Origin of the sequence: Promicromonospora sp. NPDC019610, from assembly GCF_044389365.1 — a bacterium.
Lineage (GTDB): Bacteria > Actinomycetota > Actinomycetes > Actinomycetales > Cellulomonadaceae > Promicromonospora.
Genome location: NZ_JBIRXX010000004.1, coordinates 484523 through 497950, shown reverse-complemented (window position 1 = coordinate 497950; position 13428 = coordinate 484523). Strand labels below are relative to the sequence as shown.

The window sequence follows — 13428 nt, the reverse complement described above, 5'->3', positions numbered from 1 at the left end:
TCCCGCACCTGGAATCCACTGTGGCCCCGGACGCGGAAGGCGGCCACCGCGACCCGGGTTCCCGGGATCGCGACGGCCGCCGCCGACGCCGTTCGACCAGAACGGCCTCAGCCCTTGACGCAGAGCACCGTCCGCAGCCGTGCCACGACCTCGACGAGGTCGGACTGGGCCGCTATCACCGCGTCGAGGTCCTTGTAGGCGCCGGGGATCTCGTCCAGCACCCCCTGGTCCTTGCGGCACTCGACGCCCGCGGTCTGCGCCGCGAGGTCGTCCAGGGTGAACTCCTTCTTGGCCCTGGTCCGCGACATCCGCCGGCCCGCGCCGTGCGACGCCGACCAGTACGACTCCGGGTTGCCGAGGCCGCGCACCACGTAGGAGCCCGTGCCCATCGAGCCGGGGATGAGACCCAGGTCGCCCCGACCCGCCCGGATCGCGCCCTTGCGGGTGACGATCAGCTCGGCGCCGTCGATCTGCTCGCGCGCCACGTAGTTGTGGTGCACGTTCACGCCCTCGTCGAAGGTGAGCTCCCGGCCGCCGTCGGGCAGCTCCGCGAACTCCTCCCGGACCGCCTGGACCGCGAGCGCCATCATGACCGCCCGCGAGCGGGCGGCGTACTCCTGCGCCCACCAGAGGTCGTTGAGGTACGCGTCCATCTGGGGTGTGCCGGAGAGGAAAACGGCGAGCTCGCGGTCGACGAGGCCCTTGTTGTGCTCCAGATCCTTGGCGATGCGGACGTGGTGCTCGGCGAGCTCCTTGCCGATGTTGCGGGAGCCGGAGTGGAGCTGGAGCCAGACCTGGTCGTCCTGGTCCAGGCACACCTCGACGAAGTGGTTGCCGCCGCCGAGGGAGCCGAGCTGCTTGCGCGCCCGGGTCTCGAGCTGCCGGACCTTGGGGTGGAGGGTCTCGAACCGGTCCCAGAACATCTGCTCGCCGCGCAGCCGCTCCTGGCCCCCGGACCCCTTGACGGGCCGCAGCCGGCGCAGGTCGACCTGCTCGTCGTGCGCGTGGAACCCGACCGGGATGGTGGCCTCGATCCGCTTGCGGAGGCGGGAGAGGTCGTCGGGCAGGTCACTGGCGGTGAGCGAGGTGCGGACGCCGATCATGCCGCAGCCGATGTCGACGCCGACGGCGTTGGGCGACACGGCGTCGCGCATGGCGATGACGGAGCCGACGGTCGCGCCCTTGCCGAGGTGGACGTCGGGCATCACGCGGACGCCCTCCACCCAGGGCAGGGCGGAGATGTTGCGGAGCTGGTTCAGCGCCGCGTGGTCGACGTCGTGCTCGTGCGCCCACATGAGGGTCCGGGCCCGGGCGCCCGAGAGGGCGACCGGGAAGTTCGAGGACATGGGAGTGCTCCAGTCGTGTTGGGGGTGTGGCTCGCAGAACCTACGGGCGGACGTCGGGCGTGCGCCAGGACATTTACCGCGTGCCGGGGGCCGGCCGGGACAGGCGCCGGACCGGGTTCAGCCGAGGTCGGTCCCGTCGAGCGAGGACGACGGCTTGTGGTCGGGCAGCCGCAGCATGCGGAAGGAGTTGCCGAGCCCGACGAGGCTCGCGAGCAGCGGGACGAGCAGGGCGACCTGGAGGGAGCGGTTGCGGGCCTCGTCGTTGATGGCGAGCACCGCGGCCTCGACGTCGGGCGGTTGTCCGGTGATCTGCTCGGCGAGCGCGGTGTTGCTCATGACCTCGGCGTCGGTCTCGAGCGCGGCGGCGATCTGCTGCTGCTCGGCCTCCGGGATGACGGGGCTGTCCGCGGTGAGCTGGTTGAAGCCGAGGGCGAGGGCGGCGAGCAGGATGCCGCCCGACATGGCGAGCCCGAAGGAGAGCCCGAAGGACCCGGCGGCCGAGTTGACGCCTGCGGCCTCGCTGACGCGTTCCTCCTCGACCGGGGCGAGGGTGTAGTTGTTGAGCTGCGAGACCAGCAGGCCGAGCCCGCAGCCCGTGATCGCGAGCGGGAGCACGAGGTACCAGCCGCTGTCGACGCGCGGGACGAACGGGATGATGATCGCGATCCCGACGCAGGCCAGCAGGAAGCCGGTGCGGATGATCGCGGCCGGACGCCGGTCGCCGCCCCGGCGGCCCGCCACGAGCGCCGCGGCGAACATCGTGAGCGAGAGCGGGGTCAGGGCGAGGCCCGCCTGGAGGGCGTTGTACTCCAGGGTCATCTGCAGGAACAGCGGCAGGGCGATCATGGCGCCGCCCAGCGTGACCTGCTGGAGCATCTGCCCGGTGACGCCGGTGGTGAACGTGGGGTGGCGGAACAGGTCGGGGTCGAGCAGCGGGACCCGGTGCTCGCGCTCGCGGCGCACGAGCCAGCGGGCGAGCGCGACCAGCGCCACGAGCCCCACCAGGATGAGCACGCCGACCAGCTCGCCGCCCTCCTGCCAGACCAGGATGCCGAGCACCACGCCGCCCATGCCGATGACGGACAGGACCGCGCCGACGACGTCGACCTGGCGGGAGCCGGTGTACGGGACGTCGCGCACCAGCCGGATCTGGCTCAGGACGACGGCGATGATCAGTGCTTCCAGCCCGAACCCGACCCGCCACGACAGGTAGGTGGTGACGAACCCGCCGAGCAGCGGGCCGACGGCGGCGGCGATCGCGGCTGCCGCGCCCACCATCGCGTACGCCTGCTTCTGGGCCGGGCCCTCGAAGTTGCCGTGGATCAGCGACTGCATCGCGGGCAGGAGCAGCGAGGCGCCGAGCCCGCCGATGATCGCCCAGAACACGACGATGGCCGTGAGGCTCTGCGCGAGCGTCATGGCGAGGGCCCCGGTCGCGTACGCCAGCAACCCCAGGACGTACGCGCGCCTGCGCCCGATCAGGTCGCCGACCTTGCTGTTGATCAGGATGAACGCGGCGGAGACCAGCGCTTCGAGCGCGATCGCGGACTGCACTCCCCCGGCCGTGGTGTCCAGGTCCCGGATGACGGCGGAGATCGACACGTTCATCAGCGAGGTGTCGACCACCAGCACGAACATCGCCGCGGAGAGCAGCAGCATCAGCCGGCGGCTCCGCGCGGTCACGGCCGCTGCGCCTTCGCCCGGTTCGGTACCCATGTGGCCGTCCTTGGCTCACGGGGCGGGTCGGCAGCCCCCGGCCGTGCCGCCCGTCGCTCACGTCCGAGCGTACCGAGGCGGACGCCGTCCCGCCGCGTGGGTCCTCACCTGCACCGACTGCCCGAGGCAGTAGGATCCTTGCGCGGCTTGTGCCGCACGCCCCGTTAGCTCAGCTGGTCAGAGCAGGAGACTCATAATCTCTCGGTCACAGGTTCAAGTCCTGTACGGGGCACCAGTTCTGAACCGGGTTCTGGCCGAGTTCTGACGGTCAGCCAGATCCCGAATGGCGCGGGGGCCGCGCAGAGCCCGATCACAGGCACCCCTTGACGCACTCAGACAAGGCCACCCACGATGGCCTGGCTGTTTCACCTGATTTCTAGCGAGGGAGACCGTCATGCGCGTGCAGTTCCTTGGCAAGGACCCGGAATCGAGCGACACCAACTCGCCGACCCTGTTCGCCACCGACCGGCAGGACCGCACCTCGTACCTCGTGCAGGGGTGGCGGGTCACCGACTCGGAAGCCTTGGCCGGCGTCGGCGAGATCCCGGCGCACGAGACGATCGTCGAGATCCCGGTCGAGATCATTGACATGGCGATCAAGCACCGCCAGGAGCAGGGAGGCGTGTCCTGACCCCGGCGAGCGACTCGTCGTGGGGCGAGCTGTTCCAGACCTTCGAGCACAGTGCTTTCCGCCTGGAGCTTCGAGACGACTACAACTCGCCGGCCGAGCAGGAGCCACTCGGGCGCTGGCTGCGTGACGGAGACCTGGATCAGCGGTGGCGGGCCGGCTGGTTCGAGCAGCTCGCCACCTGGCAGCGCGAGGGCAAGAGGTTCCACCGCGTCCGAGTGGTCTCCGTCCCGCTGACGCCCTACAGCGAGTGGGCGATCCAGATCGCGGCCCGCTCGAACGCTGAGGGCGACGACATCCGCTATCTCGACCGGGCCGACGCCGGCACCCTGCCCGACTACGACTACTGGTTGTTCGACTCTCGGCTCGTGGCCAAGATGCACTTCGCGGACGACGACGAGTTCGTCGGCTTCGAGCTCATCGACGACCCGGCCGTGGTGGTCGAGCACAACTACTGGCGTGACGCCGCGGTGCACGCCTCCACCACGAGAGACGAATTTGCCACGAAGCACAGTCAACAGCGCTGACGTCCGGGACGCCCGCAATGAGCTGGGCGCCCGGCTGCGTGCACTGCGGCGAGCTGCTGGTCTCTCGGGCCGGCAGCTCGCCGTAGCGCTGTCGTGGCCCCCCTCGAAGATCTCCAAGCTGGAGAACGGACAGCAGACGCCCTCGGACGCGGACGTGCGGGCCTGGACCCGCGCCGTCGACGCCGGCGACGAGACCGACAGCGTGCTCGCCCAGCTGCACACACTCGTCACGCGGTACGCCGAGCTGCAGCGGCTGCTGCGTGGCGGCCAGGTCCAGGTGCAGCAGGCGGCCGGCCGCCGCGAGTCCGGGACCAAGGTCTTCCGCATGTTCGAGTCGACCTTTGTCCCCGGGCTCCTGCAGACCGCTGACTACGCCCGCAGTCGGCTCGCACAGAGCGCCCGGGTGTTCGGGCGCCGCGTGCCGATCGAGGACGCCGTCAGTGAGCGCCTGCGCCGACAGGAGGTCCTGTACGAGCGCGGCCGGGTCTTCCACGTCGTGATCACGGAGCCGGTGCTGCACTACGCGCTCAGCTCGCCGGAGGTGCTGCTGGGGCAGCTCGATCGGCTCGTGACGATCGCGATGCTGCCGAACGTGCGCCTGGGTGTGATCCCGATCGATCGACAGGTGGCGATCGCGCCGGCACACGGGTTCTGGGTCTATGACGACGACCTGGTCGTGGTCGAGACATTCGGTGCCGAGCTGAACCTCTCGCAGCAGGCCGAGGTCGAGCTGTACACGAAGATCTTCGACACCCTCGCGCTCGACGCGGTCTATGACCGGCGGGCCCGGACCCTGATCGCGAAGGCCGCGGACGCGGTCGGCGAACGGCTCCCAGACCACCCGGCCGTCAAACCGGAGAAATTCTGAGAAACTTCCTCGCTGGCCCGGTTGCATGTCAATAATCTCCACGGGCATGGAGACCATGCCCGAGAGCTCGGCGCCGCGCGCCGCCACCCCAACAGGCCGCCGCCTTGTGGCGAGCGACATCGACGGGACCCTGTTGCGCACCGGCGAGCCGGCTACGCCCAACGTGCGCCACGCGGTGAACGCCGTCCTACATGCTGGACACCTCCTGGTGCTTGCGACGGGTCGGTCGCTGATCGGGGCCGTGCCGGTCGGGGTGCAACTCGGCCTCGACGACACGTGGATTGTCGCGAGCAACGGGGCGATCACGGCGCGCCTGCACCGCGATCGGTACGAGCTCGTCGAGCAGCACGACGTGAACGCCGAGACCGCCATTCGCGTGGCGCTCGGGCAGTCACCGGCCCTGCTGGTCGCAGCCGAGATCACTGGCGCCGGCTGGCGCGTCAGCCGGCGGTTCCCCGCGGGCTTGCTCAATGGCCCGCAGTACGTTCGGCCACTGACGGAGGTCGCTGCCAACCCAACGCCGCGCGTCGCGTTCCACGGCCTGGACGCGCACCGGATCGTGCCCGCGCTGGTCGCCTACGGCTTCACCGCGATCGCCACCCGGCTCGACTGGATCGACGTCACGGCACCCGGCGTCAGCAAGGCCACGGCACTGGAGAAGGTCCGCGAGCAGCTCGGCGTCGAGAGCCACAACACAACTGCGCTCGGCGACGGCGAGAACGACGTCGAGATGCTGCAGTGGGCAGCGGACGGCATCGCGATGGGCCACGCCTCCCCGTTCGTCGCCGGGGCCGCCAACCGAAGCACCGGCAGCCTCGACGACGACGGCGCTGCGAGCGCCCTGTGGTCACTGCTGAGCTGAGGCCCGCCGACGGACGCCGGAGACGTGCGGCCACCCGCCATGGATGTCGCGCCGCGGTCGAGCACCTCGACGAGCACGACGGCGTCGGGTAGGTGCCACTGCAGCCGGAACCAGACCCAATGCCATGCCGATTCTGGCCGCCCTGCATCTGTCGCCTGCTGCCTGCCCGGCGGAGAGCCGGTGCGATGTACCTGGAGGAGTGAAACTGCGGTCATACTTTCTGACCGTGGAGACCGAAGCGGCGTCATCGATACCCTGGGAACTCATCGGAACGGCGGCGACCTCGCTGCTCGGTGTGGTTGCTCTCTGGCTGAAGCGGGCGCGGAGCACCCACGTGCGCGACGAGGTCGAGCAGGACCAGCGGATCCTCGCCAACCTGCACGAGGAGTCGACCATGCGGGCAGTCCTGCAGGAGTCGATCGACACCAGGATTCGGCGGCTCGCGGCGTCGACCGACAAGGCGAGCCGGGCAAGACGCGATCCGTTCGGAGTGGGCCTGGCGGTCTTCTTCCTCGCCCTCGCCGTCGCCTTCGGCTGGTGGGCCGTGCCGGGTGGTTGGTGGCTCCTGCTGTGGCTGCCCGCCGTGTTCTTCGGGTTGCTCGGCCTGGTGGGCCTGTACCAGGACGGCAGGAAGGTGCTGCGCGACGGAGAGGGCAACGAGATCACGAAGCCCCGGGCGTCGCGCAAGGAGCGAGCCGGTCGATACTGATGGCGCGGCACCTCGGAGCCGGGAGCAGCGACATGGCCTGTCCGAGAGGATGCACCTGGGGGAATTTCCAGCCTGATCGCCGGACACCTCGCCGTGTCCGCTCCCCCTGAGCCGGAGAGCGCCAATAATCTCCGGAGCATGACGACCGAGCCCCCGAACGCGGCGCCGGACGCGAGCTTCGCCACCCGGCTGATGATCGCGTGCGACATCGACGGGACGCTCCTGCGCACGGGACACCCGCCGACGTCGGCCGTGCGCCACGCGATGGGCGAGGTGCTCGGGGCCGGCCATCACGTCGTCCTCGCCACCGGGCGCTCCGTGCTGGGCGCGGTCTCCGCCGCGCTGCAGCTCGGCCTCACCGACGTCTGGATCGTCTCGAGCAACGGCGCGGTGACCGCACACCTGGTCGGCGAGCACTACCAGGTGGTCGAGGAGCACACCGTCGACGCCGTCCTGGTGATCGACGTCGCGCTCAAGGAGGCACCCGCCGTGCGGGTCGCCGCCGAGATCGTCGGCGAGGGCTGGCGGGTCAGCGCCCCGTTCCCCGACCACGAGCTCAACGGCGCCCAGCACCAGGCGCCGATCGGCGAGTTCCTGGTCAACCCGACGCCCCGGATCGTCCTCCACGGGCCCGGCGCCGACCAGCTGGTGCCCGCGCTGGTCGCGCGCGGCCTGACGGCGATCGCCACGCGGCCCGACTGGGTCGACGTCACCCCGCCCGGCATCTCCAAGGCCTCCGCGCTGGCGAAGGTGCGCATGGAGCTCGGCGTCGAGGCGAGCCGCACGGTCGCGATCGGCGACGGCGAGAACGACATCGAGATGTTCCGGTGGGCCGCGTACGACGTGGCCATGGGGCACGCAGCGCCGTTCGTCCTCGCGGCCGCGTCGTACAGCACGGGTTCGATCGACGACGACGGCGCCGCGACCGTCCTGCTGTCGCTGTTGAACTGAATGGTCGGGTACGACATCGCCACCCCGGCCGGCCGCTAATGTCAGCCCATGCGAAGGAGGTACCTGATCGCGGGCGGGGTGTCGTCAGCCGCCTACGTCTTCGTCGGGCCTTTGCTCACGATCCTGTCGATCAGTGCACAGAGCGACGCGACCGGACCTGAGGAGGACCTCTTTCCGATCGGGGTGGTGGTCGGCTGGATCCTCGCTGGGGCACCGCTCACCCTGGCCGTCGTGGCGACTGCACTCCTCGGTGAGGTCTTCGCTCGACGGGTGCGTAAGGCAGCGCGGAAACTGCTGGCCGTCTCCCTGGTCTCGGCCGCCCTGGTCTTCGGCGCTGCCACGCTCCTGACCACTCTGACCGGTGCGTCCTTCTTGGAGTGGTCGCTTGTGTCCTTGACACTTCTGCCCGGATGGCTGGTCGCCGGCGCGGGACCTCGGCTCTGGTGGTGGATCGCAGAGCTGGAGGCCGCCGTCGCCAAGATCGACGCCGAGCCGGACGCCGCTGAAACAGACTCACGGCCGGTGAGCTGACGACGCCCCAGAAGGGCGACGAGGAACGCCCCGGGGAGGTATCACCGCACTCCCCAGGGCGTTCGTCTCAGGCGCCGGCCCCTCGGGCCGGTGCGGTCACAGGTTGACGGTGGTCCCCCCGATCGTCACGACCAGCCGCCCGTCCGAGGCGAACGACCAGTTCAGCGCGCCGGAGTACTGCGCGCACCGGGACCCGTTCGAGCCGGACCACCACTGGTTGCCGCCCGCGTCGGTGCCGATGATGCGGTCGTTCGACCCGCTGTTGCACGACGTGTTGTCGCGGAACGTCGACGAGCCGCCGTCGAAGTTGAAGTTCCGCTCGGCGCTGCCGATGCTCAGGTTGTTCGAGACCGTCAGCGACCCCAGGTTCCGGTTGTAGCCGAAGCCGTGCTTGCCGTTGTCGTAGGCGATGTTGCGCCGCACGACGTGGTTGACCGAGATGTCCTCGCCGCCGAGCTTGTAGCCGTTGCGGTCTCCGTTGCCGGCCTGCGAGCCGTCGGACAGGGTGCCGTTCTCGTACGAGAGCGAGTCCTCGATGGTCACCGCCCCGATCGGGCCGGTGTCGTCCTTGGTGTACAGGTCCCAGCCGTCGTCGATGTTGTTGTGCGAGACGGTGTACCGGAAGACGTTGCCCGAGCCCACGGTGAGCTTGGGCGCGAACCCGTCGGCGTCCTCGCCGTCGGAGTCGGCGTTGTCGTGCGACTCCGAGGAGACGACGAGGTTGTTGGACGGCCACTCGCTGCTCGGCGCCCCGGCGGTGTACCGGGAGATCTGCAGGCCGGAGTCGTGGTTGAACCGGGTCACCACCCGCTCGATGATGTTGTTGTCCCCGCCCAGCAGGATGCCGTTGTCGCCGGCGTGCTCGACGACGAGGCCGCGCAGGTGCCACCAGTCGCCGCCGAGCGCGATGCCCCGGTTGGCGGGGTCCTCGCTCTGCGCCGAGAAGTTCAGCACCGGCCGCTCGCCCGGGTAGGCGAACAGCTCGGTGCGGTTGCCCGAGGTGCCGCTGTTGCCCGGCGGGATGTCGACCGTCTGCGACAGGTTGTAGGTGCCACCGCGCGCGTAGATGGTGCCGCCGGCCGCGATCCGGCCGATGGCGGAGGCCAGCGTCGTCGGGTCCGACTCGGTGCCCGAGGCGCCCGAGCTGCCGCCCGGCGCCACGTAGAGCGCGTCCGCCGTCGGCTCCTCACCGGGCTCCTCGCCCGGGTCCTCGCCGCCCGGGTCCTCCCCGCCGGACGGCGTACCCGCGTACGTCTCCAGCTCGGCGATCCGCGGCGTGGCGGACGACGACGTGATCTCGAAGTTGATCTTGCTCAGCGAGGTAGACGCGAAGCTGATGACGCCGGCGCCGCTGCCCGTGGCCAGCACCGCCCCGTTGTCGTTGTTCACCACGCGCCAGGAACCGATGTTCCCGACGGCGCCGGACGCCTCACGGACGTTGATCGACGACACCGTGGTCGGCGAGCCCCACTTGACCGAGATGCGCCCGGTCGAGCTCGCCGGGGACCAGTAGGTGCTCGTGTTGCCGTCGAGCACGTTGCCGTAGCTGGTGCCGCTCGCCTTGCTGGAGCCGTCGGCCCCGGCGCCGAGGCTCAGGTTGGTGCCGGTCGGCGGCTCCGTGGGCGGGTCGGTCGGGTCCGTCGGCGGATCGGTCGGGTCGGTCGGCGGGTCCGTGGGGTCGGTCGGCGTGCAGCTCCCGTCCGAGACCTGCAGCCCGGTGTTCGCCCCCGCCGTCTCCGCGACGACTGCGGGCACGCAGCTCGCCGCGTCCAGCGGGTAGGAGTACGGGATGCTCACGGAGGTGTTCGACGTCGGGTCGGGGCCGGCCGGGTTGCTGTCCTCGCCAGGGCTCGACCAGGTGACGTTGTCGAAGACGTTCCCCGCGACCTGCCAGAAGCCGGCCTGGTCGGTGTAGAACGTGCCGAGCACGTCCTTGGAGTCCTCGAAGTAGTTGTTGTCCACCTTCGCCTTGGCGCCCGCCCGCGAGTTGATGCCCGACTCCACAAGGCCCACGTAGTGGTTGTTGTAGATGTGGGCGATGCCACCGCGCAGCAGCGGCGTGCGGGAGTTGAGGTTCTGGTACAGGTTGTGGTGGAACGTGACGAACCCGTTGGAGAGGTCGCTCTCGCTGGAGCCGATGAGCCCGCCGCGCTCCGAGTTGCGCAGGACGCTGTACGAGAGGGTCACGTACTTGGTGTCGTTCTTCATGTCGAAGAGGCCGTCGTACCCCTCCGACTCGCCGCCCGAGGCCAGCAGGGTGAGGTGGTCGGCCCAGACGTTGCGGACGCCGCTCTCCATGCCGATCGCGTCGCCGCCGTTCGACGTCGGGGAGCCCGACTTCTTCACGTTCTGGACGGTCACGTTCTGGATGATGATGTTGCTGGACTCGCGGATGTGGATGCCGATCTGGTCGAAGACGGCACCGCTGCCGACGCCGACGATGGTGACGTTGCTGATCTGCTTGAGCTCGATCACGTCGTCGGCCGTGCTGCAGCTGTCGCCCGACACCTGGCTGGTGTTGCCGTGGTTGATGGTGCCCGACACCTCGATGATGATCGGGGTGCTGCTGCTGGCCCGGCTGCACAGCGCCGTGTGGATCGCCGTACCCGTCGTGGCCCGGACCGTCTGGCCCCCGGCGCCGCCGGTGGTGCCGCCGTTCTGGGTCGCGTAGCCGGTGGCCGAACCGGTGGCGGCCGCGGCGTCCGGCACGGACTGGGTGGTCACCCCGATCGCGACCGCGAGGGCCGTCGCGGCCACCGCCGAGAGGATCTGGACAGCTCTTGGTCTTCTCATCTCATTGCCTCACGTTCGTCGTTGAATGCGGGACATTGCTGTGGTGCGCGCAGCGGGTGAAGTCGGTAACCGGTTTCCCAGATCCTAGTAACCGGTTTCTCGGATGGCAACCCCCTACCCTCACCGCACTGGGAGAAGGGGTTGGCCGCTCAGCCGCGCCGGCGGCGGAGCCAACGACATTCGCCCGGGGGTCCCGACCGCGCCTGCACAGGAAAGCAGCCGGTCCGGCGCCCCTGCAGCGGGCGCCGGACCGGCGGAAGATCGAGCGGTTCGTCGTGCGTCAGACGCGCCTGCGACCGACCAGGCCGATGATCAGGCTCGCCACGAGGACGATCACGCCGATCCAGATGAGGAACTGGCCGATCTCGGTCGCGACCCCGAGGATCACGAGGGCGACACCGATCAGGATGAGGATGAGCCAGCCGGGCATGTCTATCTCCTTCCACCGCGCGGACGCTGGGTCGCGCCGCGTTCCCTCGAGCCTCACCCGGTTCGAGTTCACTCGCACGACGAAAAAGACAACACGGTCAAACCGCGCCAGCGGGGTAGGACTCAGGAGCTCTCGCGCGCGAGCATCGACTGCCAGTGCCACGGCTCCGGCACGCGCCCGTCCGGCTCGGCGAACGCCGGGTGCGTCCAGCCGTGGGTCGCGGCGTTGGCCTTGAGCCAGTTGTACTGCACGGTGTCGAACGTCTCGACGCCGCCCCCGATGTCGACCGCGAGCCCGAGCCCGTGGTTGGAGCAGCCCGGCGGGGCGGCGATGGGCGAGGACGGGTCGTACAGCTCCTCCTGCGTGGCGTACGTGCGGTAGGCCGAGTTGATCGTGAGGTGCTGCCCGAACTCGGCCAGGTAGGCGGCGTCCAGCGCGATCAGCCCGTCCAGCACGTCCGCCCGCACCACGAAGTCGGGCGCCCACGGGATCGGCGCGAGCGCCGAGTCCGGCAGGAGCCCGCTGTCCGGGTCCCACACCTGGTCGGGTGCGGGGCAGCTGACGGCGTCCTGCGCGGTGGACAGCGCGTCCGTGGCCATCGTGACGACGGAGCGGCTCGTGCTCAGTTCGCGCGCGGCCTGCCCCAGGTCGGCCAGGTCGGTCCCGGCGAGGGTGGCGTTCGCCGCCTCGTCCACCGCCGTGCCCGAGTCCAGGGCCTCCCGCAGCCGGGAGCGGACGTCGTCGTCGACCCCCTTGCCCTCCGTGGCCGCGTAGATCTTCTCGGCCCGCTTGCCCGCGCCCGCGAAGCTCTCGCGGGCCGAGGTGACCTCGTTGCGGGCGAGGTCCACCATCGAGGCCCGCACGGCGTCGGACGCCGCGGCCAGGGACGTCGCGTTGTCGGTCGTCCCGACGGTGAGCCGCGTGAGGAACGGCTCGTCCAGCAGGTCGTCAGCCTCCGCGATCTCCGCCTGCAGGGCCACGCGGGTGCCCGGGTCGGCGACCCGTCCCGCGGAGGTGGCCAGGAGCTGCGCGGCCACGACGTTCTGGTCGCCGAGGTCCTCGACGTCCGAGACCAGGTACCAGGCGAGGCCGGCCAGGCCGAGCAGCACGACCACCACGATCGTCGCGGCGAGGGAGATCCGCAGGGTACGTCGACGGCGGGCCTTCGCCTCCCGCCGCTCTCTTGCCGATCCGTCGGCCTTCGCGTCCGTCGGTTCGGCGGGCGGCGCGGCGTTCGTCAAGGTCACGAGGCCAGAACCTACGGCACCGGGGAGGTACCCGCCGACCGATCAGGGGGTGAACTGTGCCACCTCGGCACGATGGCGCACCGGACCTGTTCAGCGGGTCGAACTGGCGGAGGGACCGGGTACGGGCCGGGACCTGGCGACGTCACCCCGCGGGCTGCACGGCCCAGGCCCCGGGCCGCACTAACGTGGGGGCCATGGGGTTCCGTTCGTGGTTCGCGCACCGCCCGCAGAAGGCCGTCCGCCGCACCGTCCGCTCGCACCGCACCGACTCGGTGCTAGCTCGGGCGGCACTGGTCACGTCGACGGGCGAGGCCTGGGCGTTCGCGACGCGCGCCGAGCTGCTGCTGATCTCCGCGCCCGAGACGGCCACGGGCCAGGGCGACACGGAGTCGCGAGGCGCCCCGTCCGTCGTCGTGCACCGGGAGTGGGCCGACGTGGACCGGGCGACCTACGACACGGACTCCAACGTGATCCGCGTGCACTGGGTGGACGGCGACGAGCCGACGCCGCTCACGCTCGACGGCCGCCGCACCGTGCTGCCCCAGGTGCTGCGCGAGCGGGTGCAGTGGTCCGTGGTCCTGGCGGAGCCGGTCAAGCTACCGGGCGGGCGGACCGCCCGTGTGGCGGTCCGGCGCCGGGTCGACGGCGAGCTGTTCTCCCAGGTGATCGGCGGAAGCGACGTCGACCTCGCGGACCCCGCGACCGCCGAGGCGATCGACGCCGCGGAGGCCCGGGTGCGCAGCGCGGCGGGGCTGCCGGCCTGAGCCTGCTTGCTCTGCTCGCTCCCTGCGGTCCCGGTCAGTCCTGCGGCCCCGGCCAG

General features: G+C 70.5%; 13 protein-coding genes and 1 tRNA gene. 9 read left to right on the top strand and 5 right to left on the bottom strand.

Annotation, left to right across the window (positions count from 1 at the left end):
* Positions 1-107 precede the first annotated feature (107 nt).
* Positions 108-1346, bottom strand: a complete 1239-nt coding sequence (locus ACH45N_RS27165) for an RtcB family protein (protein WP_397399277.1) — start codon at positions 1344-1346, stop codon at positions 108-110.
* Positions 1347-1463: 117 nt separating this feature from the next.
* A complete protein-coding gene (locus ACH45N_RS27160) occupies positions 1464-3062 on the bottom strand; it encodes an MFS transporter (RefSeq protein ID WP_397399275.1) in 1599 nt (532 codons plus the stop codon).
* A 158-nt stretch (positions 3063-3220) separates the two neighbouring features.
* Here ACH45N_RS27160 and ACH45N_RS27155 point away from each other — a divergent pair.
* From ACH45N_RS27155 to ACH45N_RS27120, 8 genes are all read left to right on the top strand, one after another.
* Positions 3221-3297: transfer RNA gene (locus tag ACH45N_RS27155), tRNA-Ile, on the top strand.
* Between the two features lie 159 nt (positions 3298-3456).
* Positions 3457-3693 carry a hypothetical protein gene (locus ACH45N_RS27150; protein ID WP_397399273.1) on the top strand — a complete coding sequence of 79 codons (237 nt, stop codon included), beginning with the start codon at positions 3457-3459 and terminating at the stop codon, positions 3691-3693.
* A complete protein-coding gene (locus ACH45N_RS27145; protein ID WP_397399512.1) occupies positions 3690-4217 on the top strand; it encodes a DUF6879 family protein in 528 nt (175 codons plus the stop codon). Before ACH45N_RS27150 ends, ACH45N_RS27145 begins: the two co-directional genes overlap by 4 nt.
* Complete coding sequence (locus tag ACH45N_RS27140; protein WP_397399271.1) at positions 4189-5085, top strand: DUF5753 domain-containing protein; 897 nt, start codon at positions 4189-4191, stop codon at positions 5083-5085. The genes ACH45N_RS27145 and ACH45N_RS27140 overlap by 29 nt, the downstream gene beginning before the upstream one ends.
* A gap of 46 nt (positions 5086-5131) precedes the next feature.
* Entirely contained in the window at positions 5132-5947 is an 816-nt protein-coding gene (locus ACH45N_RS27135; RefSeq protein WP_397399269.1) for an HAD family hydrolase, read from the top strand.
* A gap of 295 nt (positions 5948-6242) precedes the next feature.
* The gene (locus tag ACH45N_RS27130; protein ID WP_397399267.1) at positions 6243-6656 is read left to right on the top strand and encodes a hypothetical protein; all 414 of its coding nucleotides are present in this window, start codon (positions 6243-6245) and stop codon (positions 6654-6656) included.
* Between the two features lie 138 nt (positions 6657-6794).
* Positions 6795-7607: an HAD family hydrolase gene (locus tag ACH45N_RS27125; RefSeq protein WP_397399265.1), complete on the top strand. Its 813-nt coding sequence runs from the start codon at positions 6795-6797 to the stop codon at positions 7605-7607.
* Between the two features lie 48 nt (positions 7608-7655).
* Complete coding sequence (locus tag ACH45N_RS27120; protein WP_397399263.1) at positions 7656-8138, top strand: hypothetical protein; 483 nt, start codon at positions 7656-7658, stop codon at positions 8136-8138.
* A 96-nt stretch (positions 8139-8234) separates the two neighbouring features.
* Here ACH45N_RS27120 and ACH45N_RS27115 read toward each other — a convergent pair whose 3' ends face one another.
* From ACH45N_RS27115 to ACH45N_RS27105, 3 genes are all read right to left on the bottom strand, one after another.
* Complete coding sequence (locus ACH45N_RS27115) at positions 8235-10931, bottom strand: polysaccharide lyase family 1 protein (protein ID WP_397399261.1); 2697 nt, start codon at positions 10929-10931, stop codon at positions 8235-8237.
* A gap of 280 nt (positions 10932-11211) precedes the next feature.
* Positions 11212-11361 carry a hypothetical protein gene (locus tag ACH45N_RS27110; RefSeq protein ID WP_285103938.1) on the bottom strand — a complete coding sequence of 50 codons (150 nt, stop codon included), beginning with the start codon at positions 11359-11361 and terminating at the stop codon, positions 11212-11214.
* A gap of 122 nt (positions 11362-11483) precedes the next feature.
* The gene (locus ACH45N_RS27105; protein WP_397399259.1) at positions 11484-12608 is read right to left on the bottom strand and encodes a M15 family metallopeptidase; all 1125 of its coding nucleotides are present in this window, start codon (positions 12606-12608) and stop codon (positions 11484-11486) included.
* Positions 12609-12802: 194 nt separating this feature from the next.
* Between ACH45N_RS27105 and ACH45N_RS27100 the strand changes: the two genes are divergently transcribed.
* Positions 12803-13372 carry a hypothetical protein gene (locus tag ACH45N_RS27100; RefSeq protein ID WP_397399257.1) on the top strand — a complete coding sequence of 190 codons (570 nt, stop codon included), beginning with the start codon at positions 12803-12805 and terminating at the stop codon, positions 13370-13372.
* Positions 13373-13428 lie beyond the last annotated feature (56 nt).

Excerpts from the sequence above, each read along its gene's own strand:
- ACH45N_RS27165 (WP_397399277.1), bottom strand. The coding sequence starts at position 1,346 with ATGTCCTCGAACTTCCCGGTCGCCCTCTCGGGCGCCCGGGCCCGGACC.
- ACH45N_RS27160 (WP_397399275.1), bottom strand. The coding sequence starts at position 3,062 with ATGGGTACCGAACCGGGCGAAGGCGCAGCGGCCGTGACCGCGCGGAGC.
- ACH45N_RS27150 (WP_397399273.1), top strand. The coding sequence starts at position 3,457 with ATGCGCGTGCAGTTCCTTGGCAAGGACCCGGAATCGAGCGACACCAAC.
- ACH45N_RS27135 (WP_397399269.1), top strand. The coding sequence starts at position 5,132 with ATGGAGACCATGCCCGAGAGCTCGGCGCCGCGCGCCGCCACCCCAACA.
- ACH45N_RS27125 (WP_397399265.1), top strand. The coding sequence starts at position 6,795 with ATGACGACCGAGCCCCCGAACGCGGCGCCGGACGCGAGCTTCGCCACC.
- ACH45N_RS27120 (WP_397399263.1), top strand. The coding sequence starts at position 7,656 with ATGCGAAGGAGGTACCTGATCGCGGGCGGGGTGTCGTCAGCCGCCTAC.
- ACH45N_RS27115 (WP_397399261.1), bottom strand. The coding sequence starts at position 10,931 with ATGAGAAGACCAAGAGCTGTCCAGATCCTCTCGGCGGTGGCCGCGACG.
- ACH45N_RS27110 (WP_285103938.1), bottom strand. The coding sequence starts at position 11,361 with ATGCCCGGCTGGCTCATCCTCATCCTGATCGGTGTCGCCCTCGTGATC.
- ACH45N_RS27100 (WP_397399257.1), top strand. The coding sequence starts at position 12,803 with ATGGGGTTCCGTTCGTGGTTCGCGCACCGCCCGCAGAAGGCCGTCCGC.